The sequence below is a fragment of the Phytoactinopolyspora mesophila genome (genome assembly GCF_010122465.1).
GTDB classification, from domain to species: Bacteria; Actinomycetota; Actinomycetes; order Jiangellales; family Jiangellaceae; genus Phytoactinopolyspora; species Phytoactinopolyspora mesophila.
In genome coordinates this window covers 1,252,994-1,273,420 of record NZ_WLZY01000001.1, presented here as the reverse complement: position 1 = coordinate 1,273,420, position 20,427 = coordinate 1,252,994, and the positions used below count along the sequence as shown (strand labels likewise).

The window sequence follows — 20,427 nt, the reverse complement described above, 5'->3', positions numbered from 1 at the left end:
GGGTCATCACACGGAGGAGTATCCGCATGAGCAGGATCGTCGTGTTCAACAGTCTCACCCTGGACGGCGTGATGCAGGCACCCGGGCGGCCGGATGAGGACCGCCGCGGCGGATTTGCGCACGGCGGCTGGGCAGCGCCCTACGTCGACGAGGGCATGGGCGACGGGATGGCCGAGGGCATGGCCGACGGTGGCCCGTTGTTACTCGGCCGGCGAATGTTCGCCGGGCAAGACGCCGCCGAGTTGCGGCTCGTGAACTCCGTGACGACAACCACCGGCGTCATCATCGCGACGTACGAACCGGCCTGAACTGGCCCCGCGCTCGCGGTAACGTCACATCAATCAGGGAGGGAACACCCATGAGGCAGTACCTGCTCAGCATCTACCAGCCCGACGGACCTCCACCCGAGCCCGAGGTTCTGGAACCGATCATGCGCGACTTGGACGCCCTGAACCAGGAGATGAAGGCTGCCGGGGCGTGGGTCTTCGGCGCCGGGTTGCATCCACCGAGCACCGCGACGGTCTTGCAGGCCAAGGACGACGACGTGCTGACCACTGACGGGCCATTCGCAGAGGGCAAGGAACACCTCGGCGGCTTCACCATCATCAAAGCTCCCGACCTCGGCGTCGCGCTCGAATGGGGTGGCAAACTCGCGCGGGTGCTCAGTCCGCTGCGAATCGAGGTGCGGCCGTTCTATGAGGAAGCGGCCGACTGAGCGGCGAATGGTCGGCTAGCCAGGATGGTGGTTCAGTAGCATGCCGGTGGTCTCGGAGGCCGATATTGCCCGCGTCTTCCGGGAAGAGTACGGCCGGGCGGTGGCCGTACTCGTCCGTCGGGTCGGCGACATCGATCTCGCCGAGGAGGCGGTCCAGGACGCATTCACCGTTGCGGCACAGCGTTGGCCAGACGATGGCCTTCCGCCCAGCCCAGCGGGATGGATCATCACGACGGCCCGCAACCGCGCCATCGACCGGCTCCGACGCGAAGCGGCCCGCGACGCGAAGCAGGCCCAGGCCGCCATGCTTCACGCCCCGGACGAGCCGGTGGAGGAGAGCGCCGTGCGTGACGAACGGCTCCGGCTCATCTTCACGTGTTGCCACCCCGCATTGGCGACGGCCGCACAGGTCGCGCTGACACTCCGGCTGCTGGGCGGGCTCACCACGGCGGAGATCGCCCGAGCATTCCTCGTGCCGGAAGCCACGATGGCGCAGCGGCTGGTCCGGGCCAAGGGCAAGATCCGGGATGCGCGGATTCCGTACCGGGTGCCGGCAGAGGCAGATCTACCTGAGCGGTTGCGCTCGGTGCTGGCCGTCGTCTATATGATCTTCAACGAGGGGTACGCGGCGAGCTCGGGGGAGCGGCTGGTCCGTGCGGAGCTGTGTGCCGAAGCGGTCCGGTTGGGACGTGTGCTGGCCGAGTTGATGCCCGATGAGCCCGAGGTCAAGGGCCTGCTTGCGCTCATGCTCCTCATCGACTCCAGACGCACCACCCGCACCGCCGCCGACGGCGGCCTGGTGTTGCTGGCCGACCAGGACCGCAGCCACTGGGACCGGGATCTGATTGTTGAAGGCCAAGCCCTCGTGCGGCAATGCCTACGACGCGACCATCCTGGCCCGTACCAGATCCAGGCGGCGATCAACGCCGTGCACAGCGACGCGCCGACGGCCGAGGTCACCGACTGGTCGCAGATCGTGGAGTTGTACGACCACCTTCTGGCCTTCACCCCGACGCCCGTCGTCGCGTTGCATCGCGCGGTGGCGGTGGCTGAGGTGGACGGTCCGGCCACCGCGCTGGAGCTCGTCGACGAGCTGGACCTTGACCGCTACTACCTGTTCCATGCCATCCGCGCCGACCTGCTGCGGCGGTTGGGCCGCGCCGGCGACGCCGCGGAGGCATACGACGCCGCCATCGCCAGAACCGGGAACGCCGCCGAGCGGAACTTCCTGGAACGACGTCGCGCCGGTCTCACTTCCGAACGACGCTAGCGTCCTGCAGCCCGAGCGTCCGGAGCCTCAATTTGCAGGACGCAACAGACTCAGCCGCGACGTTCGCGGGCGCGGCGCTTGCCCTCATGCATGGCTTGAACCCGGGCAATGGGGATGGTGTGGCCTTCCTGGACGAGGTCGTCCGGCAGCTCCTGCGGGGCTGGCATGTGGTCCGCCCAAGGGTCGTCGTCGCCGAGCGCATTGAGCGCTGTCTTGATGGTGAAGTCCGCGGGGGAGACGTCGTCGAGGTCGGCCCATGCCACCGGAAAGGACACCGGCGTGCCCGGCCGGACCCGCGGGCTGTATGCCGCGACGACGGTCGCGCCGCCGGACCGGGTGGAGTCGAGGAACACCTTGCCCTCACGGTCTTCACGGATGTACGCGGTGGTCGCAAGATCGGGATCGAGGCGTTCGGCCCGGGCGGCGAGGGCCCGGGTGGCGGCCGCTGTGTCGTCGATGGGTGCCGCGGCGACCGGCACGAAGATGTGTATGCCCTTCGCGCCGCTGGTCTTGACCGCGCCCGACAGGCCAGAGTCGGTGAGTGCCTGGCGAACGAGGTGAGCCGCCTGGACCACCGTCGCGAAGTTGCCACCTTCCGGCGGATCGAGATCCATGACGAGGTGGGTGACGGCATCCATCTGATCTGTGCGGATCAGCGTGGGGTGGTACTCCACCGCCCGCTGATTGGCGAACCAGAGCAGTGTGCGGTGGTCATTGCACAGCGCATAGGACACTTCCCGCTTCGATGCCTCGGCCCACAGAGCCACGGTCCGGACCCAGGACGGCGTGTACTTGGGAACGTTCTTCTGCATGAAGGGCTGTTGCCCGCGCAGCGCCCGGATCACTGACAGCGGCCGGTCCCGCAGTTCGGCGATGAGCCGGTCGCTGACGGCGTCGAGATAGTCGACAAGGTCACGCTTGGTGGCGTCGGCGTCGGGGAACAGTTGCTGGTCGAGGTTGGTCAGCGAGACCCCGTCGCGTTCCTCGTCAGTGCTCATCGCCTCACCTTCCCCTCCGCGACTCAGTAGACACCCATCCTGGTGAGAAACGCCAGCGGCCCTTCCGGTGATCGTGAGCGGTTCCGTGCCCCAACCCGCCGTGATCGTGAGCGGATCGCTGTCGCCATAGCGACACGGTGGTGCTCATGATCACGGGCTTCCGGGGCAGAAGTCCGCTCACGATCACGGACATTGCCGGTGCGGCTACCCTAGGCAGCGCACAAGAGCGAGTAGGCTCGCCCAGAGGATCGTTGCGACGTCTAATACCGAGGAGCTCTGAAACCCGTGCCACCGTCGACACAAGACGCTTCGGCCGGTGTGCTGCCGCTCGAAGGCGTCGGCGCGGCCCTAGATCCCAGGGCCACGCCCGAAGAAGCCGAGCACGACCTCGGGGCCACCAAGCGGCCTCGTGTCGACTTCCCGAAGCCGGCGCCGCTGGACAGGCATGGTCCTGCCCGGGTCGTCGCCATGTGCAACCAGAAGGGCGGCGTCGGGAAGACCACCAGCACGATCAACCTCGGTGCGGCGCTTGCTGATTACGGCCGTCGTGTCCTGCTGGTCGACTTCGATCCCCAGGGCGCCCTGTCCGTCGGGCTAGGCCTCAACCCGCATGACTTCGAGCTGTCCATTTACAACGTCTTGATGGACAGCAGCCTCAAAGCGGGTGACATCGTACAGAAGACACCCATCGACGGTATGGATCTGTTGCCGGCCAACATCGATCTGTCGGCGGCGGAGATCCAGTTGGTCACCGAGGTGGGCCGCGAGCAGGCGCTGGGCCGGATCCTGCAGCCCATGGTGCCGCACTACGACGTCATCCTGATCGACTGCCAGCCGTCGCTGGGCCTGCTGACCGTGAACGCCCTGACGGCCTCCGACGGCGTCATCGTCCCGCTCGAGTGCGAGTACTTCGCGCTGCGTGGGGTGGCGCTGCTGCAGGAGACCATCGAGAAGGTCCGCGATCGCCTCAATCCGCGGCTGGAGATCGAGGGGCTGCTGGCGACGATGTACGACTCCCGTACGGTGCACGGCCGCGAGGTTCTGACCCGGCTGATCGAAGCGTTCGACAATCGCGTCTTCCACACCGTGGTCGGCCGTACGGTCAGGTTCCCTGAGACCACAGTGGCCGGGTTGCCAATCACCACGTTCGCGCCGTCGTCGCCAGGCGCCAAGGCGTATCGCCAGCTGGCCAGGGAGGTCCTGGCGAGGTGGAAGTAACAGGCACCGAGACTGACCCGGCGGTACTGTTCGACGTCGACCTCGACGATGCCGTACCCGACGGCGACGAGTCCAGCTCGGGCTTCGAGGTCCACCTCGAGAATTTCGAGGGCCCGTTCGATCTTCTGCTGACCCTGATCGCCAAACACAAGCTCGATGTCACCGAGCTTGCTCTGCACCAGGTCACCGACGAGTTCATCGCCTACATCAAAGACGTCGAGTGGGACTTGGACGAAGCCAGCCAGTTCCTCCTGGTCGCGGCCACCCTGCTGGATCTCAAAGCGGCCCGGCTGCTGCCCAGCGGTGAGGTCGAGGACGAAGACGACCTCGCGCTGCTCGAAGCTCGTGATCTGCTCTTCGCGCGCCTGCTCCAATACAAGGCGTACAAGGAGATCGCCGGCATCTTCTCCGGCTGGCTGGCCGAGGAGTCGCTGCGGTTCCCGCGCGCGGTCGGACTGGACGAGCAGTACGCCAACCTGCTGCCCGAGGTGGTGGTGGGGCTCGGGCCGCACGAGCTCGCCCAGTTGGCTGCGAAGGTGCTCACGCCCAAGCCGGAGCCGACGGTTGGCCTGGCCCACCTGCACGAGCCCCGCGTCAGTGTGCGTGAGCAGGCGAGTGTCGTCGTCGAATGGCTGCGCAAGTCCCGGCAGGTGACGTTCCGCGCGCTGGCCGCGGACTGTCCGAGCACCACTCACGTGGTGGCTCGATTCCTTGCGTTGCTGGAGCTGTATCGGGAGCGTGTGGTGGCGTTTGAACAGGTCACACCGCTGGGTGATCTCACCATCCGATGGACCGGAGACGACGATGACGACGCCCCGATCGGTGTGAGTGATGAGTTCGACGCACCTGAGTTGGAGTGACGACCGAGGCGTAGGGTGTCCCGTTCGCCCGAGCTTGCGAGGGCAGGGCGCCCGGAGTCGAGGGCAGGAACGACCAGACGAAATTGTGGGAGAGTGCAGCACGTGAGTGATGCGGCACAGCTGAGCACGGACGCCGAGCCGCCGCTGTCGGCGTCGATTGAGGCCATTCTGCTGGTGGTGGACGAACCGATCGACGAGGTCACGCTTGCTCAGGTGCTCGAGACACCCCGTGATCAGATCGCGGCGACGCTTCGCGGGCTGGCTCAGGACTACGACGACGCCGGGCGCGGTTTCGAGCTGCGTAGTGTGGCGGGTGGCTGGCGGCTGTACACCCGGCCGGAATGCGCGGCCGTGGTGGAACGCTTCGTCCTGGACGGCCAGCAGGCCAAACTGACACAGGCTGCGCTGGAGACGCTGGCGGTCGTGGCGTACCGGCAGCCGGTCAGCCGGGCGCGGGTGTCGGCTGTGCGCGGCGTCAATTGTGACGGCGTCATGCGCACACTCACCACCCGCGGCCTCGTCGAGGAGGCAGGCGTTGACACCGAATCCGGTGCCACTCTGTACCGTACGTCGTCGTATTTCTTGGAGCGCCTGGGCATGAAGTCGCTGGCCGACCTGCCGCCGTTGGCGCAATACCTGCCCGAGCTCGACGAGATGGATTCGGAGTCGATGACGCCTTCGAGTGGTCTCCAGACTCCCGCGGAGACATCCGGCCTGAGTGCCGGAGAGGACGGACACGAACAGAATGGCTGACCCAGGCTCTGAAGAAGGCGTACGGCTACAGAAGGTGCTGGCAGGGGCCGGCGTCGGCAGCCGCCGGGCATGTGAGGTGCTGATCGCAGCCGGGCGTGTCGAGGTGGACGGGCAGATCGTGCGGACCATGGGTTTGCGCGTCGACCCCACGACGGCTGTCATCAAGGTCGACGGCATGCGGGTCACCACGGCCGAGGCAGGTCTGGTTCACCTGGCCCTGAACAAGCCCCGCGGCGTCGTCAGCACCATGAGCGACCCGGAAGGCCGGCCTAGCCTGCAGGACTACGTGCACGGCCGCAAAGAGCGGCTCTTTCATGTCGGGCGTCTCGACGCCGACACGGAAGGGCTCATCTTGCTGACCAACGACGGTGAGCTGGCACATCGCCTGGCGCATCCGAGCTACGAGATCCTCAAGACCTACGTTGCCGAGGTCCCGGGGCCGGTGGCGCCAGGTGTGGGGAAGCAGCTCCGGGAAGGCATCACCTTGGACGACGGCCCGGTCCAGGTCACGTCGTTCCGTGTCGTCGACCGCGTCGGAACCCGCGTCATGGTCGAGGTCGCCCTGCACGAGGGCCGAAAACACGTGGTCCGGCGGATGTTGAAGGCAGCCGGGCACCCTGTCCAGCGGCTGGTTCGCACGCATGTGGGCCCGGTGGCGCTCAGCGACCTCCGGCCCGGCAACACCCGAGCCCTGACCCGCGAAGAGGTCGCCAACCTGTACAAAGACGTCGGGCTCTGAACAAGAGACGTGGGCTCTGACTCGAGGTTCTAAACTGTTCGGTTGAACCGGACAGCACTGTCATTGAAGCGAACGGGGGAACGGGTGACCATCAGGGCCGTACGCGGCGCCACCCAGCTCGAGGTCGACGAGGCCGGCCATCTGCTCGAGCGGACCGCTGAGCTGATGCAGGCAGTGCTGAAGCGCAACGACTTGACGTCGGACGACGTCATCAGCATCTTCCTCACTGCCACGCCGGACGTCCGCTCGGCGTTCCCGGCGGCCGCGGTGCGCGCGCTCGGCATCACCGACGTTCCCTTGATGTGCGCACAGGAGCTCGACGTCGACGGCGCGATGCCGCGCGTCATCCGGTTGATGGCACACATCGAGACGGCACGTGCCCGTGACGGTATCCGGCATGTCTACCTGCACGGCACCACTGTGCTGCGCGACGACCTCGCCGAGGACGACGAGTGAGCGACTCCACCCCGGCCGAGCCGAGCCGGACCGGCAGCAACGGCTTGCCTCCCGGCAATGGCCTGTCGATGCTGGCCGACGGCGTCCTCGTCGTGGGCACGGGCCTGCTCGGCACGTCGGTCGGGTTGGCGCTTCGCCGTGCGGGCGTGGACGTCAGGCTGCGCGACACCAAGGCTGAAGTGCTCAACGAAGCTATCCGCATGGGCGCTGGTCGCGCCGAAAGCCCGGACGATGCCCCGGCCGCACTGGCGGTGGTGGCGGTGCCGCCGGAGGCGGTGGGAACCGTGGTCGCCGATGTGCTGAGCAGCGGCGACGCGAGCTACGCTACCGACGTCGCCAGCGTCAAAGTGCTGCCTGCCGCAGAGGTTCGGGCTCGGCTGGCCGACTCCGGCCGGTACGTGGGAAGCCATCCGATGGCCGGCCGCGAGATCTCCGGGCCCGGCGGAGCTCTGGCCGACCTGTTCGAGGGCCGGCCGTGGGTGTTGTGCCCCGACGATCAGACTGACCAGCAGGTGGTGACCCGGGCGCTGGCGGTGGCCCGGCTGGTCGGCGCCAGTCCGGTCACTATGACGATCGACGACCATGACGCGGCGGTGGCGCTGGTTTCGCATGCCCCGCACCTGGTCGCGGTGCTGATGGCGGCCCGGTTGGTAGATGCGCCCGCGCACGAAGTCCGGCTGGCCGGTCCAGGTGTGGCCGACGTGACGCGCGTCGCCGCCGGTGATCCGGCTCTGTGGACCGAGATTCTGGCAGCCAACGCCCATGCCGTGCGCTCGGTGCTCACCGACGTGCGCCGGGACCTCGACAGGTTGCTCGCTGCCCTGGAGACGTCGGAGTCGGCTCGCGCGGATCTGTACCAGATCATGCGGTCCGGGGTCGAAGGCCGATCACGCCTGCCGGGCAAGCACGGTGCCGAGCACACCGAGTTCGCGACCGTCGCCGTGGTAGTCGACGACCGCCCGGGCCAGCTGGCGAAACTGTTCGCCGACGTTGGCGCCGCCGGAGCCAACGTCGAGGACGTCCGGATCGATCACAGCCCCGGACAGCCGTTGGGCATGGTCGAGATCGACGTCCGTCCGGGCACCGACGTCACGCTCCGGGACGCTCTCACCGAGCGAGGCTGGAACGTGCACGCCTAGACGGCCCGGGCCAGCACCCGTCGACCACCAGCACCCCAAAGACCACCAGCACCCCGTAGACCACCAGCACCCCGTAGACCACCAGCACCCCATAGACCCGCCACATCCCGTGATCATGAGCAGCTTTTCGCTCTCCAAGCCGGTGATCATGAGCAGGTTCTCGCCGCTATAGCGACAGAAACCTGCTCACGATCACCAGGGGTGGGGGCGGATATTTGCTCACGATCACGGGTGATTTTGGCTCGGGGACCGGATCGGTATGGGCCTGGTCCCCATGATCACCTCGGAACGGATTACCCTTCTCGTCGTGCCCTCGCATTCCTCCCGAACATCGGCCGGCCTTGTCGTGGCGATCGACGGGCCCTCCGGTTCCGGCAAATCCACCGTCGCCCGCCGCGTGGCCGCGGCTCTGGCGCTGCGCTATCTCGACACCGGTGCCATGTACCGGGCAGTGACGTGGTGGCTGCTCGAGCAGGGCATCGACCTGCGCGACACCGAGCTCGCCGGCCGGCTGGCCCCCGAGATCCCGTTGCACATGGGGCTCGATCCGGACGAGCCGACCGTGCGTGTCGGCGAGACCGATGTGGCCGCCGCCATCCGGGAAAGCCGGATCTCGACCGCGGTGAGCCTGGTGGCCACCAACCTCGCGGCCCGAGCTGATCTCGTGGCGCGGCAGAAGGCGATCGCCGCCGACGGCGACGTCGTCATCGAAGGTCGCGACATCACTACGGTGGTGGCCCCGGACGCCGCGGTTCGGGTGCTGCTGACGGCGAGCGAGGAAACCCGGCTGGCCCGCCGCGCGCAGGAGCTGTACGGCAACGTGGACGCCACAGCGCTGGACGCGACCCGTGACCAGGTCGCCCGGCGCGACGCCGACGACTCCACCGTGGCCAGGTTCCAGGAGGCCGCCGAAGGCGTTGACGTCGTGGATTCGTCACGGATGACGTTGGATGAGACAGTAAGTGCCGTACTGGAGCTGGTGGAGAAACGGACTGGGATCACACCATGAAGGCAAGGTCGGGCGTGCCCGGCAGGTGGGGCGCTGCCGTCGGCCGTCGGCTGGCCGCCGTACTCGCGCGATTGTTGTACCGCGTCCGGCGGCACGGGGTGGAGAACCTCCCCGCCACCGGGCCGGTCATCCTCGCGCCGAACCACACCGGCTTCATCGACGCTCCACTACTGATGGGCACCTGCCCGCGTCCGGTGCATACGCTGGCCAAACAGGAGCTCTTCCAGGGGCCAATGGGCTGGGTCCTGCGGGGCGTCGGCCAGATACCCCTGGACCGCGACGAGCCAGGCCGTGACCTGCTAGAAGCGGGGCTGGGGGTGCTCCAGGACGACAGAGTGCTCGTGGTGTTCCCGGAAGGCACCCGCGGCGCCGGCGATTTCAGCCAGATGCGTACCGGACTGGCGTGGTTCGCGCTGCGATCCGGTGCGCCGGTGGTGCCCGTCATCTTCGACGGAACCGGCAAACGTGGCCGCACGCTGGCCGGTCTGCCACGGCTGCGGGCTCGCCTGGACGTCGTGTTCGGCGCGCCGGTCACGTTGCCCGACGCCAGCCGGCGGACCAGATCCGCGCTCGAGGCCGCGACGGCTCAGCTGCGTGACGTCTTGCTGGCGCACCGCGAGACCGCGCAGGTCATGTTGCGCAACGGCAAGAAGAAATGAATCCCGTGATCACGGAGTTGCCTGTGTTGTGTCCCGGCAAACTATTCATGATCGTGGGATCAAATATGAGGAGACAGTAGTGAGCGAACCTGCCGACAATGTAGAGTCGCCGGCCGCCCAGGGACCATTGCCGGTGGTCGCCGTGGTGGGCCGGCCCAACGTCGGCAAGTCGACGCTGGTCAACCGGATCCTCGGGCGCCGTGAGGCGGTCGTGGAGGACGTTCCCGGGGTCACCCGGGACCGCGTGGCGTACGAGACGGCATGGGCCGGACGGGCGTTCACCCTGCTCGACACCGGCGGGTGGGACCCCGAGGGCGAGGGTATGGCGGCCCGCATCACCGCGCAGGCCGAGGTCGCGGTCACGGCGGCGGACGTCGTCGTTTTCGTCGTCGACTCCGTGGTGGGGGCTACTGACACCGACGAGGCTGTTGTGCGGGTGCTGCGGAGGTCGGGCAAACCGGTGGTGCTCGCGGCCAACAAGGTCGACGGCGCTTCAGGTGAGGCCGATGCCACTGCGCTGTGGAATCTCGGGCTCGGCGAGCCGTATGCGGTTTCCGCTCTGCACGGCCGGGGGAGCGGCGATCTGCTCGATGCGGTCCTCGAAGCGTTGCCGGATGCTCCGTCCGAAACGTTCGACGAGGAAACGGGCCCGCGCCGCGTCGCGCTGCTCGGCAAACCCAATGTCGGTAAGTCCAGTCTGCTCAACAAGCTGGCCGGTGAGGACCGCGTCGTCGTCGACTCCGTCGCCGGAACGACGGTGGACCCGGTGGACGAGATCGTGACGCTGGGGGAGCGGGACTGGCGCTTCATCGACACCGCGGGCATCCGCCGCCGGGTGCGCGAGGCGTCGGGCGCGGAGTACTTCGCCTCGCTGCGCACGGCAACCGCGCTGGAGCGGGCCGAGGTGGCCGTGGTGCTGGTTGACGCGAGTGAGCCGCTGGCGGAACAGGATCTGCGGATCATCTCCATGGTGGAGGAATCCGGCCGCGCGCTGGTGCTGGCCTACAACAAGTGGGACCTGCTGGACGAAGAACGACGCGAGATGCTGGAGCGGGAGATCGACCGCCAATTGGTCCGCGTGACGTGGGCGCCACGGGTCAATGTCTCGGCGCTGACCGGCTGGCATGTCGATCGGCTGGTGCGCGCTATGGATACGGCGCTGGAAGGTTGGTCGACGCGGGTTCCCACCGGCCGGCTGAATGCGTTCCTGGGTGAGATCGTGGCCGCTCACCCGCATCCGGTGCGCGGCGGCAAGCAGCCCCGGATCTTGTTCGCCACCCAGGCCGACACCAAGCCGCCCCGGTTCGTGCTGTTCACCAGTGGTTTCCTCGAGGCGTCGTACCGCCGGTTCATCGAGCGGCGGTTACGTGAGGAGTTCGGCTTCGCCGGCACCCCGATCGAGTTGTCCATGCGGGTACGCGAGCGGCGTTCCCGCCGCTGATCACCGCACCTGTGTCACGTGACCGGGTGGAGGGCCTGGCGGCCCACCCCTGATGAGTGCAGAAGGTGGCGCGCCCGGTTTCGGTGATCGTTGGCGGATTGCTTATCTGGGGTGTTCCTCGTTGCTTCCACGACTTCTACGGTCGGAGGGTATGCCCACCTCGCTTCGTGGCCTGCCGTAACGCTTAAACCCGTTTCCGGGCCGCGAAACGTTACATGAGACCACGAAGCTCGCCACCCCGTGCCCGGCACATTCCTAGACAAGACCCTGGCGGGTGATCGACAGTGCGATGTGGTTGTGCGGGAGCGACCACTCCCCACTGACGATCACCCGGCAGCGACCACAGCGCACTGACGATCACCGGCGATGCGACCACCATCTCAACGGGACCGGCTATTTTCGACTGATCGACACGTCGGGACTTTGGGTCCGCCGGGCCGTCGCGGACTTACGCTCACCTACTCTGTGCCTTGCACGCCCAGGTTCGTTGGTGCTACGGTTCATTAGTCAAGTAATGAACCTAAGAACCGATGCGGCGGGAGAGGGGTGTCATGTTCGACGATCGGAGCCCGATCTACCACCAGATCGCGGATGCCATCAAGAACGACATCCTCAGCGGCGCGCTAGGAGCGGACGAACAAGTCATGTCCACCAACCAGTACGCGGCCTTCTACCGGATCAACCCGGCCACCGCGGCCAAGGGTTTCGCTCAACTGGTCGATGAAGGTGTGCTCTACAAGCGGCGGGGGATCGGCATGTTCGTCAGCCCGGACGCACGGCAGCGGCTGCTGACTGAACGCCGGGAACGGTTCTTCGCCGAGGTCGTCGACCCGATGGTCGATGAGGCACGGGTTATCGGCATTCCGCTGGACGAGATCGTCGACCGCATCCAGGCCGGCCCGCAGCTCAACGTCGACGAGACAACGGGCACCCAGGTTCCGGAGGACACGCGGGGAGGAGCGCAGTGACGCATGGCATCGATGTCCGCAACCTGACCGCCAGGTTCGGCGACGTGGTCGCCCTCGACAACCTGTCGTTCAGCCTCACGGGCGGCAAGATCTACGGCCTACTCGGCCGCAACGGCTCGGGCAAGACCACATTGCTGTCGATCATCGCAGCCTTCCGCGCAGCCGACGACGGGATCGTGCTGGTCGACGGCCGGGAGCCGTTCGAGAACGGCCGGATCACCGAACAGATCTGTTTGATCCGCGAGGCGGGCAACGTCATCGACGGCGCCAAAGTGCAGGACGTGCTGAAGATGTCGTCGAACTTCCGGCCCCACTGGGACGCGGACTATGCCGCGCAGCTGGCCGACATGTTCGAACTGCCGATGAAGAAGAAGGTCAGCTCGCTGTCACGGGGACAGCAGTCCGCGGTCGGGATCACGGTCGGGATGGCCACCAGGGCACCGGTGACCATGTTCGACGAGTCCTACCTCGGCATGGACGCACCCTCGCGCTACGCCTTCTACGACGAGCTGCTGCGGGACTATATGGAGCACCCCCGGACCATCATCATTTCCACCCACCTCATCGAGGAGGTGGCGAGTCTCTTCGAGGAGGTGCTGATTCTCGACGATGGCCGGCTGGTGGCTCACGACGAGACAGACATGCTGGTCCAGCGCGGTGTGAGCATCGCTGGGCGGGCGTCCGTCGTCGACGAATTCACCAAGGGCTTGACGATCCTGAGCCATCAGCAGCTCGGGGGGACCAAATCGACCACCGTGTTCGGGCAGATCGACGAGCAGAAGCGCGCCGAGGCGCGTGCAGCGGGACTGGAGCTCGGCCCGGTTGGTCTGCAAGACCTGTTCGTGCACCTGACGAAGGACGGGAGGGGGCCGCAGTGACCTCTGCGCTCGCAAGTACCACCGGCCAGCGCTACCGCCGTGAGCTGCAATGCGCCCGTGAGCTCAGCGTCTCGATGGGTTTTGTGACGTTGGTGTTCCTTGCGGTGGTTGTTGTGTTCTTCGCCGCAGGCGGCGTCCTGCAGGCCGTCGTCGGTGGCCTGCACGCGGACGGCGGTTGGGGGAGTGTCTGGGAGTACTCGCAGCAAGCGATGCGGTACTACCCCATGTCTATCGGGGTCATGCTGGTGCCTGCCCTGATGCCGGCCTATGTGGCCAACGGCGTCACCCGGCGGGAGTTCACCGTCGGTGCCGTCTTGATGATCAGCGGAATAGCGATTGGGCTGGGTGTGGTTGGGGCGATCGGTTTCGCGGTGGAGGACGCCATCTTCGGTTGGGCCGGCCACGCGACCGTCTACAACTTCCCGCACCTGTTCGACGGGCCGGGTGACGTCGTCGCGGTCGTCGCGGTCGTCGGGGAGTTCGCCCTGCACACCTCGAGTCACATGGTGGCGGGCTGGTTGATCGGCTACACCTATTACCGCTACGGCGGCTGGACCGGCACGTTCCTGCTGCCGCTCACCATCTTGCCGGCACTGGCTGTGGAGTTCCTGCTGGGCGTGTCCTGGATCGGTGGTCTTCTGATGGACCACACCGGGTATGAGCGGCTGGCGCTTCCAATCGTCATACCCGCTGTTCTGGCGACCATTGCCGCAGCGGTGCTTCTCATCTATTTCCTGACCCGGCGGCTGGCTATCAAGCCCTGAGCCGGCAGACCACAATCAGCGCGGACGCCGGCGACGGCGCGGCGACTCCAGCACGACAAAAACGACCAGTACGACGACACAAGGGGAAACCCATGACCATCATCGAAGTCGAGAATCTACACAAGAGGTACGGCGAGACGGTCGCCGTCGACGACGTCTCGTTCACGGTGGACAAAGGCGAGATCTTCGGCATCCTCGGACCCAACGGCGCCGGGAAGACCACGACGGTCGAATGCATCGAAGGGCTGCGCAAACCCGACCGAGGCAATGTGCGCGTCCTTGACATGGATCCGGTGCGTGACCGGGCGGCACTGAGCCAGCGTCTTGGCGCCCAGCTGCAGGAGAGCGCTCTGCAGGAGAAGCTCAAGGTCGCCGAGGCGATTGACCTCTATTCGTCGTTCTACAGCGATCCCGCCGACGGCGACGAGTTGCTCGAGATGCTCGACCTGTCCGGAAAGCGCGACGCTCAGTACCGCAAACTCTCCGGCGGTCAGAAACAGCGGCTGTCGATCGCGCTGGCACTGATCGGAAACCCTGAGATCGCCGTGCTCGACGAGCTGACGACGGGTCTGGACCCGCAAGCGCGCCGGGACACGTGGGCGCTGATCGAGAGTGTGCGCGACCGCGGTGTCACGATCGTGTTGGTCACCCATTTCATGGATGAGGCCGAGCGACTGTGTGACCGGCTGGCGCTGATCGACCGAGGCCGAGTCGTGGCCATCGACACACCCGATGGGTTGGTCCAGCAGGTCGGCGGGGAGCAGCGGATCCGGTTCCGCCCGTCCGCCCACCTGGACGATGCGTTGTTGAGGGAGATTCCCGGTGTCTCCCATCTGACGTGGGAAGGCGAACACATCGAGGTGGCCGGCGCCGGCAACGTCGTACCCCTGATCGTGACTGCCCTCAACGAGGCGCAAATCGTGCCCATCGACATGCGAGTGGACCAGGCCAACCTCGAAGATGCCTTCGTCTCCCTGACCGGCCGCGCCTTCGATTCCGAAGAAACAAACGAGAGCCAGGGGTGAGCACGATGACCACACGTACATCCACGGCGCCGGGCACCGGCATGTCCAGCAGGTCGATCCTGGCCAAGGTCGCTGTTCTCGAAGCCAAGCTGATGCTCCGCGACGGCGCCACGGTCTTCTTCGGGCTGATCTTTCCGACCCTGCTGCTCGTCGGTCTCGGTTTGCTCTTGCCAGATTTCCAAGAACCGACCCCAGATCTGGGCGGACTACGCCCCGTCGATGTCTACGCCCCGGTAGCCCTGACGCTGGCGATGGCAACCGTCGCCGTGACGATCCTGCCGGCGTATCTAGCCGCCTATCGGGCCGACGGGGTGCTGCGGCGGCTCGCGACGACGCCCGCGTCGCCCTCGGTGCTGCTGAACGCGCAGCTGGTCGTGAACACGGTGATCCTGGCGATCGGTTCGCTGCTGGCGTTCGCTTCCGCCGTGTTGATCCTCGATGTCGAGTGGCCGTCGAACATCGTCGGCACGCTGGTGGCTTTCGCGGCGGGGACCATCGCGTGCTTCTCCGTCGGGCTGCTGATTGCCGCAGTCGCTAAGAATGGAAGGGCAGCCAGTGCCATCGGCATGAGCGCATACTTCCCCTTCTTGTTCTTCGCGGGGGTCTGGACGCCGGGTGACGCGATGCCATCCGGAGTGCGGGCGATCGCCGATTTCACACCTACGGGCGCGGCGGTCGAGGCCATGTCCGATGCGTGGATCGAGGGCGGCTGGCCGAGTGCACTGCATTTGACCGTGCTGCTGGCATGGACCGTCGTGATGGGCTTCATCGCGTCTCGGACGTTCCGCTGGGAGTGAGCCTCCGCCACCTCTGGCTGATCCCGCCCGGCCCCACCCGGCCGGTCGGGGCCAGCCCCACCCCGCCCGTGTTGATCATGGGCACGTGCCACCTTTTCGGCGCCCAATAGGCGGCAGACGCCCATGATCAACAGCGGGGACGGCGTCCGCGGTCCGTTTCGCGGATGAGCGCCGGGCTGGTGTAGAGTTCTCGATGGTCCCGGCGATGTGTCGGGAACGGGCTGTGGCGCAGCTTGGTAGCGCACTTGACTGGGGGTCAAGGGGTCGCAGGTTCAAATCCTGTCAGCCCGACGTTCCGAAATTGCCCCGTTGACGCAGGTCAGCGGGGCGTTTCACATCTCTGGGGCTTCGCCGTCGATCAGTCGTAACCCCGATTGTTGGGGACCGGATGGGGAACCATGTGGAGAACGCGTCGCCTGCAGCGGCTAGCGCTGTGACGGGGTTTCGATCGGTCACCGAGGACGGCCAGCCAGCCACATACGGCACGGCGTCGCTCGAGAACTCCAGGCCATAGCATGCCGTGACCATCATGGCCTCGGCCTCGGCCTCGACCTCCCGCACCCCGCGGTGAACGTCGGCACGTCGCACCTCGTGACCGAGCGCGATATGGGCAAGCTCATAGGCCAGTGTTTTCACCCGGGACGCGTTGCTGCGGTCGGCGCGGATCGTCACCGTCCGATCGCGGAACGACGTCACACCTTCCGTGCTACCGAGTTGTCCCGTATCGTCGGCGTCGACCAGCTGGAACCCGTGCGCCTGTACCTGGGCCGCTAGACCCTCCCACAGGCCAGCCGGGGCCGCTACCCTCCAGCTCCACCGGCTTCGGTGGCCGCGGGCTCGGTCGTAGTACGTGGTGGTGCGTGGGTTGGCGTAGCGGGGCCAGGGCGTGGGCGTCGCGCAGCGGGACGCCGGCGTCCAGGGATCGCAGGCGCGTCTACCCTGCGCGTCGCCATCATCCCTCCCCGTGATCAACCAGCACGAACCCATCTGGCCAGAGCGTGCGGGCCGCACACGGGTTGCATCCGGACAGCGTTCAGTCGCGGCTACTAGAGACTTCACGTAGGACCGGTGTCAGGCCAGACTCGGTCCAGGCGTTTCGGCGGGTCGCTCTCGTTGCGGCTGCCCACCTGAGCTGTTGGTGTGGCTCTCTATCGGTCTGCGCCCCCCGCCGAACGCCGTGCCGGGGTGTGGATCGAGAGGGACTGCCCAGCTCGTAGTAGCAATGACAACCTCGCGATCCCAATAGGTCCCACCGGCGAGGCAGGTAGCGACATGACGAACATGCTTATCGGGGGGCGATCCCCACAAGCTGTCGGCGACGATCGAGGTCGTTGACGACCACGAGACCGTTTGCCACCGGCGGTTCAGCACGAACAAAGGCCGGCTAGACCCCGATGCGCAGGCGGGATCGATGTGCTTGCTCTCGATACGGGAGCGTTTGACGTTGTCGTGGAACCAGCAGATTTACCCGATCCGGCGCGCCGGCGGCATGTCCGGTGTCTCCTCGGGCAGCTCACGCACGCTGGACTCGTATGGCGTGAACGAGGTCGGCTTCTCAGGATGCTCGTACTTGGCGGGGAGGTCGAGTTCACCGTTTGTTGACGGTGGTGCGCGAAATCTCGAGCTGAATCGCGATCCTCGCTTTCGGGACACCTTCTGCGGCCAACCGTCGGCTCAGGGCTCAGTCCTCCAAAGTGATCACACTCCAATCGTTGAGTGTCCAGCTTTCGAGCGCCGTCGACATTTAGCGACAAGCGACACCCACGCATCAGTCATTGAAGCGGCAGGCTAGACCGGGTGTCCGCCGACTGGCGTTGACTCTTCGCCCCTGTTCGTGCCGAATCCGTGCACATGCTGCGGAGGCTGATCCAGCCCACGAGTCGACCGATGCCAAGTTAGGTCACGTACGCGAGACAGCGCACGTTCTTCGTGGGGCATGGAGATCTCGCTGTCGTCGCCCCTGAGGATGAAGGCGCCTCTGCGATGGTTTTGATCTCAGGCGCGCCCGGGGGTGCGACGGGGCAGCGAAGAAGACGATCGTCACGGCACGGTTGGCTAATACGTGGGACTCAACTTCCCGTTCGTCGCAACATCTCGACTTAGCGTGGGCGAGACTTCGCGCGAACCGCAGAACACTACCCCGGTCCAGGTTCCACATGCCGCATCCCAACTGGTTGTGTCGCCTTGAAATGTCGCCCTATAGTGGCTATATGGGTGACACGGCGACGATCAGGGTGCCAAGGGAGACTCGTGATCTGTTGGCTGAGCAGGCGCGGGTGCGCGGTGTGTCGATCTCTTCGATGTTGACAGAGATAGCTCGGCGGGAGAGGCGGGAGGCGATCTTTCGTGCTGAGCGGGACGCGGTCCGGCGTGATGCGCAGATTGCGGCAGCGAGTGTCGAAGAGCAGGAGTGGGAAGCGACGCTGACTGATGGCATCGACTGAGCCGCGACGGGGCGAGTTGTGGCTTGTGTCGCTGGGCGCGGCGCGCCAGGGAGAGCCCGGTAAGAACCGGCCGGTCATCGTCTTATCCGTTGACGAGATCAATGCCGGTGTGCCGGATGAGCTACTGGTTGTGGTGCCGGTGTCAAGTTCGCGCTCCGCGTCGCCGCTCAGGCCGGACGTGTCCACCGGTGAGGGTGTGGAGCGTGCGAGCGTGGCCGTGCCCAGGGGAGTGCGGGCGGTAGCACGAAGCCGGTTCTTGCAACGGCTCGGCTCGGCTAGGCCTGAGACGATGGTGAGCATTGAGGTAGCCCTTGGCATGATCCTCGGCATCGAACCCGCACATGGTGATGTTCCCGAGGGCGACTAGCTGTCTAGATCGCGAAACGGGCAAGGCGCAGGCGGGCGTCGGAGTTTACGTGGTCTCCTACGGTCGAGCAATCTGTCAGGCTCGTAGCGTCTTGGGGAATCCTGTCCAGCGGAGTTCGTGCCTGAGGTGGCTCATGTCGTTGAACATGCTGATGCTTGGTGGCACGCTCGGGCGGTATTCGATGACGGTCAGCGCTGCGTTGGCGCTGCTGAGTCCGAGCCAGCGCACAGGCGGGGCGTCGAGGGCGTCGCGGATCAGCCAGGCGATGGGGTAGGCGTGCGTGATGAGCACTTCGTGCAGGTCTTCATCGCCTTCTGGTGCGAGGGCGAAGCGGGTTGTGAGGCTTTGCGCGATCTTGTGGCCCGCGGCGGCTTCCTCGGGGCCGTAGCCGTCGAAGAATGGCGCCCATGACGGCGGAGTCTCCTCTGGTGTCGGCACATAGGGTACGTGGTCGATGAGTTCAGGAGCCTCGGCTACGGGGGCGCTTCCGCCCAGGAACAGATCGAGTTCGCGGGCGCTATCCGCGGCTCGTGGGAGCGGGGAGTGCCAGACCGCGGCGATAGGCAGATGCGTCAGGCGTTTACCCAGGAGCCGGGTCTGCTCGCGGCCGGTATTGGTGAGGTTGCCGAGGGCGTCGGCGTCGCCGTGGCGTGCGACATAGAGGTATCTGGTTGCCATGGCAGTGTCAGGAGCGCCTATAAGTTCGGTCGCCCCCGTTCTCCTTTCGCGGGGTGTGCTCGGTCGGGGTCAAAGAAGGGTGACGGTTCCGGCTGTCCCGTCGAGGGTGACCTTGTCTCCGTTCTGGATGCGGGTCGTCGCGTGCGTGACGCCGAGCACGGCGGGGACGCCGTACTCTCGGGCGACGATCGCGGCGTGTGAGAGCGCCCCGCCGGTCTCGGTGACGACACCGGCAGCGATGGTGAACAGCGGTGTCCAGCCCGGGTCGGTGTAGGGGCAGATCACGACGTCACCCCGCTGGACTGTGGGGAAGTCCGAGGGCCCGCGCACGACGCGAGCGGTCGCGGTTACGTTCCCGTGCGATCCAGGCCTTCCGGTCAACGTCTGGGCGGGAACGGTCGAATAGCGTGCGTGGGTTGCGGGCAGAGCGGCGGTGATGGGGCGCGTTTGCAGGATCCACACGGTGCCGTCCGCGACCGCCCATTCGACGTCCTGCGGGCCCTCGAGGAACGTCGCGATCCGGATTCCGAGCTTTGCGAGCGTCGCCACAGTGTCGTCGTCTAATGTTCGCGTGGTCTGCATCTCGGCCGCGACGGTGCTGGTGATGACACCGCCGCGCATGTTCAGGTCAGTGCGGGTCTCTTTGCCGGCGACCGTGCAGGTGATGGCCCCGTCCGCGGCGACCTCGTAGGCGTCGGGGGTGACGGTTCCGCCAACGATAGCGAGGCCGAGGCCCCAGGATGCTTCGATCCGGGTCGGGTCGCCTGCCTGCTGGGGCGTGAACATCACGCCCGACACATTGGCTTCGATCACACGCTGCACGAGCACGGCCATGCTGTGGGCGGAGTACAAGGCGCTGCTGCCGCCTGTTCGGTGCCAGTAATCGACGACTCTGGCAGTGTGGGCAGATGCCCGGCAGGCGGCGATCGCTTCGCACACGTCGTCTACTCCTCGTGCGCCGACGATGCTCTCGTACTGGCCCGCCGCTGATGCGTGCGCCGTGTCCTCGTTCGCCGCTGACGAGCGCACCGCCACGACTGGATCGCCCAGCCGTTCAAGCTCATGCGCGATTGCCGTGCGAAGCGCCGGCCCAATCTTGGGATGAGTGTCCTGATCGCGGCCGACGGGCACGACGAAGCCATCGGGCACCGGCAGGCCGTAGCGCAGCAGTAGGCCCAGCGTTGCAGCCTTGCCTCCGCCATTCGAAGGCGTCGCGTCGGAGAGCGCCGTCAGCATCACACCACCACTT

The 20,427-nt window shown here is 66.4% G+C and carries 23 protein-coding genes and 1 tRNA gene; 20 read left to right on the top strand and 4 right to left on the bottom strand.

The window, feature by feature from the left end; translation table 11 throughout:
• Window positions 1–26: 26 nt before the first annotated feature.
• Genes F7O44_RS05785 through F7O44_RS05775 form a run of 3 tightly spaced genes read left to right on the top strand, consistent with a single transcriptional unit; the run spans window position 27 to window position 1,985 of the window.
• Window positions 27–308 (top strand): dihydrofolate reductase family protein, encoded by a 282-nt coding sequence (locus F7O44_RS05785; RefSeq protein ID WP_162449135.1) that lies wholly within the window; start codon window positions 27–29, stop codon window positions 306–308.
• 50 nt (window positions 309–358) lie between these two features.
• Window positions 359–715 (top strand): YciI family protein, encoded by a 357-nt coding sequence (locus F7O44_RS05780; RefSeq protein ID WP_162449134.1) that lies wholly within the window; start codon window positions 359–361, stop codon window positions 713–715.
• A gap of 40 nt (window positions 716–755) precedes the next feature.
• The gene (locus tag F7O44_RS05775) at window positions 756–1,985 is read left to right on the top strand and encodes an RNA polymerase sigma factor (RefSeq protein WP_162449133.1); all 1,230 of its coding nucleotides are present in this window, start codon (window positions 756–758) and stop codon (window positions 1,983–1,985) included.
• Window positions 1,986–2,035: 50 nt separating this feature from the next.
• Here F7O44_RS05775 and ligD read toward each other — a convergent pair whose 3' ends face one another.
• Window positions 2,036–2,983: a non-homologous end-joining DNA ligase gene (gene ligD, locus F7O44_RS05770; protein WP_162449132.1), complete on the bottom strand. Its 948-nt coding sequence runs from the start codon at window positions 2,981–2,983 to the stop codon at window positions 2,036–2,038.
• Window positions 2,984–3,268: 285 nt separating this feature from the next.
• On the opposite strand from ligD, the gene F7O44_RS05765 reads away from it, so the two are divergent.
• The 15 genes from F7O44_RS05765 to F7O44_RS05695 all read left to right on the top strand — a co-directional run bounded on the left by F7O44_RS05765 (window position 3,269) and on the right by F7O44_RS05695 (window position 15,980).
• Window positions 3,269–4,201, top strand: a complete 933-nt coding sequence (locus tag F7O44_RS05765; RefSeq protein WP_343073812.1) for a ParA family protein — start codon at window positions 3,269–3,271, stop codon at window positions 4,199–4,201.
• Window positions 4,192–5,061 (top strand): segregation and condensation protein A, encoded by an 870-nt coding sequence (locus F7O44_RS05760; RefSeq protein ID WP_162449131.1) that lies wholly within the window; start codon window positions 4,192–4,194, stop codon window positions 5,059–5,061. Before F7O44_RS05765 ends, F7O44_RS05760 begins: the two co-directional genes overlap by 10 nt.
• Before the next feature lie 102 nt (window positions 5,062–5,163).
• Entirely contained in the window at window positions 5,164–5,814 is a 651-nt protein-coding gene (gene scpB / locus F7O44_RS05755; RefSeq protein ID WP_222851099.1) for an SMC-Scp complex subunit ScpB, read from the top strand.
• Window positions 5,807–6,553, top strand: a complete 747-nt coding sequence (locus F7O44_RS05750; protein WP_162449129.1) for a pseudouridine synthase — start codon at window positions 5,807–5,809, stop codon at window positions 6,551–6,553. Before scpB ends, F7O44_RS05750 begins: the two co-directional genes overlap by 8 nt.
• Before the next feature lie 84 nt (window positions 6,554–6,637).
• Window positions 6,638–7,009 (top strand): chorismate mutase, encoded by a 372-nt coding sequence (gene aroH / locus F7O44_RS05745; RefSeq protein WP_162449384.1) that lies wholly within the window; start codon window positions 6,638–6,640, stop codon window positions 7,007–7,009.
• Entirely contained in the window at window positions 7,006–8,148 is a 1,143-nt protein-coding gene (locus tag F7O44_RS05740; protein WP_222851097.1) for a prephenate dehydrogenase, read from the top strand. The genes aroH and F7O44_RS05740 overlap by 4 nt, the downstream gene beginning before the upstream one ends.
• Window positions 8,149–8,455: 307 nt before the next feature.
• Window positions 8,456–9,157, top strand: a complete 702-nt coding sequence (gene cmk / locus F7O44_RS05735; RefSeq protein WP_222851096.1) for a (d)CMP kinase — start codon at window positions 8,456–8,458, stop codon at window positions 9,155–9,157.
• Complete coding sequence (locus F7O44_RS05730) at window positions 9,154–9,816, top strand: lysophospholipid acyltransferase family protein (RefSeq protein WP_162449128.1); 663 nt, start codon at window positions 9,154–9,156, stop codon at window positions 9,814–9,816. Before cmk ends, F7O44_RS05730 begins: the two co-directional genes overlap by 4 nt.
• A 79-nt stretch (window positions 9,817–9,895) precedes the next feature.
• Entirely contained in the window at window positions 9,896–11,257 is a 1,362-nt protein-coding gene (gene der, locus F7O44_RS05725) for a ribosome biogenesis GTPase Der (RefSeq protein WP_343073811.1), read from the top strand.
• A gap of 551 nt (window positions 11,258–11,808) precedes the next feature.
• The gene (locus F7O44_RS05720; protein WP_162449126.1) at window positions 11,809–12,225 is read left to right on the top strand and encodes a GntR family transcriptional regulator; all 417 of its coding nucleotides are present in this window, start codon (window positions 11,809–11,811) and stop codon (window positions 12,223–12,225) included.
• The gene (locus tag F7O44_RS05715) at window positions 12,222–13,103 is read left to right on the top strand and encodes an ATP-binding cassette domain-containing protein (protein ID WP_162449125.1); all 882 of its coding nucleotides are present in this window, start codon (window positions 12,222–12,224) and stop codon (window positions 13,101–13,103) included. Before F7O44_RS05720 ends, F7O44_RS05715 begins: the two co-directional genes overlap by 4 nt.
• Window positions 13,100–13,867 carry a hypothetical protein gene (locus tag F7O44_RS05710; protein WP_162449124.1) on the top strand — a complete coding sequence of 256 codons (768 nt, stop codon included), beginning with the start codon at window positions 13,100–13,102 and terminating at the stop codon, window positions 13,865–13,867. The genes F7O44_RS05715 and F7O44_RS05710 overlap by 4 nt, the downstream gene beginning before the upstream one ends.
• 92 nt (window positions 13,868–13,959) lie before the next feature.
• A complete protein-coding gene (locus F7O44_RS05705; RefSeq protein ID WP_162449123.1) occupies window positions 13,960–14,892 on the top strand; it encodes an ABC transporter ATP-binding protein in 933 nt (310 codons plus the stop codon).
• Window positions 14,893–14,897: 5 nt separating this feature from the next.
• On the top strand, window positions 14,898–15,689 hold the full coding sequence (locus F7O44_RS05700; protein WP_162449122.1) for an ABC transporter permease: 792 nt from the start codon (window positions 14,898–14,900) through the stop codon (window positions 15,687–15,689).
• Between the two features lie 217 nt (window positions 15,690–15,906).
• Window positions 15,907–15,980 (top strand) — tRNA-Pro (locus F7O44_RS05695).
• Here F7O44_RS05695 and F7O44_RS05690 read toward each other — a convergent pair.
• The gene (locus F7O44_RS05690; protein ID WP_162449121.1) at window positions 15,972–16,676 is read right to left on the bottom strand and encodes a hypothetical protein; all 705 of its coding nucleotides are present in this window, start codon (window positions 16,674–16,676) and stop codon (window positions 15,972–15,974) included. The two genes, F7O44_RS05695 and F7O44_RS05690, sit on opposite strands and share 9 nt — an antisense overlap.
• 1,223 nt (window positions 16,677–17,899) lie before the next feature.
• Here F7O44_RS05690 and F7O44_RS05685 point away from each other — a divergent pair.
• Together F7O44_RS05685 and F7O44_RS05680 are read left to right on the top strand one after the other, a co-directional pair.
• The gene (locus tag F7O44_RS05685) at window positions 17,900–18,133 is read left to right on the top strand and encodes an antitoxin (RefSeq protein ID WP_162449120.1); all 234 of its coding nucleotides are present in this window, start codon (window positions 17,900–17,902) and stop codon (window positions 18,131–18,133) included.
• Window positions 18,120–18,500, top strand: a complete 381-nt coding sequence (locus F7O44_RS05680) for a type II toxin-antitoxin system PemK/MazF family toxin (RefSeq protein ID WP_162449119.1) — start codon at window positions 18,120–18,122, stop codon at window positions 18,498–18,500. Before F7O44_RS05685 ends, F7O44_RS05680 begins: the two co-directional genes overlap by 14 nt.
• A gap of 75 nt (window positions 18,501–18,575) precedes the next feature.
• Here the strand turns inward: F7O44_RS05680 and F7O44_RS05675 are convergent, their stop codons facing one another.
• A complete protein-coding gene (locus F7O44_RS05675) occupies window positions 18,576–19,178 on the bottom strand; it encodes a histidine phosphatase family protein (RefSeq protein ID WP_162449118.1) in 603 nt (200 codons plus the stop codon).
• Window positions 19,179–19,247: 69 nt separating this feature from the next.
• Complete coding sequence (locus F7O44_RS05670; protein WP_162449117.1) at window positions 19,248–20,414, bottom strand: PEP/pyruvate-binding domain-containing protein; 1,167 nt, start codon at window positions 20,412–20,414, stop codon at window positions 19,248–19,250.
• Window positions 20,415–20,427: the final 13 nt, after the last annotated feature.

What these genes read in the sequence shown, in the direction of transcription:
- F7O44_RS05775 (WP_162449133.1), top strand. Translation starts at nt 756, where the DNA reads ATGCCGGTGGTCTCGGAGGCCGATATTGCCCGCGTCTTCCGGGAAGAG.
- F7O44_RS05750 (WP_162449129.1), top strand. Translation starts at nt 5,807, where the DNA reads ATGGCTGACCCAGGCTCTGAAGAAGGCGTACGGCTACAGAAGGTGCTG.
- F7O44_RS05730 (WP_162449128.1), top strand. Translation starts at nt 9,154, where the DNA reads ATGAAGGCAAGGTCGGGCGTGCCCGGCAGGTGGGGCGCTGCCGTCGGC.
- F7O44_RS05720 (WP_162449126.1), top strand. Translation starts at nt 11,809, where the DNA reads ATGTTCGACGATCGGAGCCCGATCTACCACCAGATCGCGGATGCCATC.
- F7O44_RS05785 (WP_162449135.1), top strand. Translation starts at nt 27, where the DNA reads ATGAGCAGGATCGTCGTGTTCAACAGTCTCACCCTGGACGGCGTGATG.
- F7O44_RS05690 (WP_162449121.1), bottom strand. Translation starts at nt 16,676, where the DNA reads ATGGGTTCGTGCTGGTTGATCACGGGGAGGGATGATGGCGACGCGCAG.
- F7O44_RS05680 (WP_162449119.1), top strand. Translation starts at nt 18,120, where the DNA reads ATGGCATCGACTGAGCCGCGACGGGGCGAGTTGTGGCTTGTGTCGCTG.
- F7O44_RS05705 (WP_162449123.1), top strand. Translation starts at nt 13,960, where the DNA reads ATGACCATCATCGAAGTCGAGAATCTACACAAGAGGTACGGCGAGACG.
- F7O44_RS05685 (WP_162449120.1), top strand. Translation starts at nt 17,900, where the DNA reads ATGGGTGACACGGCGACGATCAGGGTGCCAAGGGAGACTCGTGATCTG.
- F7O44_RS05700 (WP_162449122.1), top strand. Translation starts at nt 14,898, where the DNA reads ATGACCACACGTACATCCACGGCGCCGGGCACCGGCATGTCCAGCAGG.
- F7O44_RS05780 (WP_162449134.1), top strand. Translation starts at nt 359, where the DNA reads ATGAGGCAGTACCTGCTCAGCATCTACCAGCCCGACGGACCTCCACCC.
- F7O44_RS05670 (WP_162449117.1), bottom strand. Translation starts at nt 20,414, where the DNA reads ATGCTGACGGCGCTCTCCGACGCGACGCCTTCGAATGGCGGAGGCAAG.
- F7O44_RS05675 (WP_162449118.1), bottom strand. Translation starts at nt 19,178, where the DNA reads ATGGCAACCAGATACCTCTATGTCGCACGCCACGGCGACGCCGACGCC.
- ligD (WP_162449132.1), bottom strand. Translation starts at nt 2,983, where the DNA reads ATGAGCACTGACGAGGAACGCGACGGGGTCTCGCTGACCAACCTCGAC.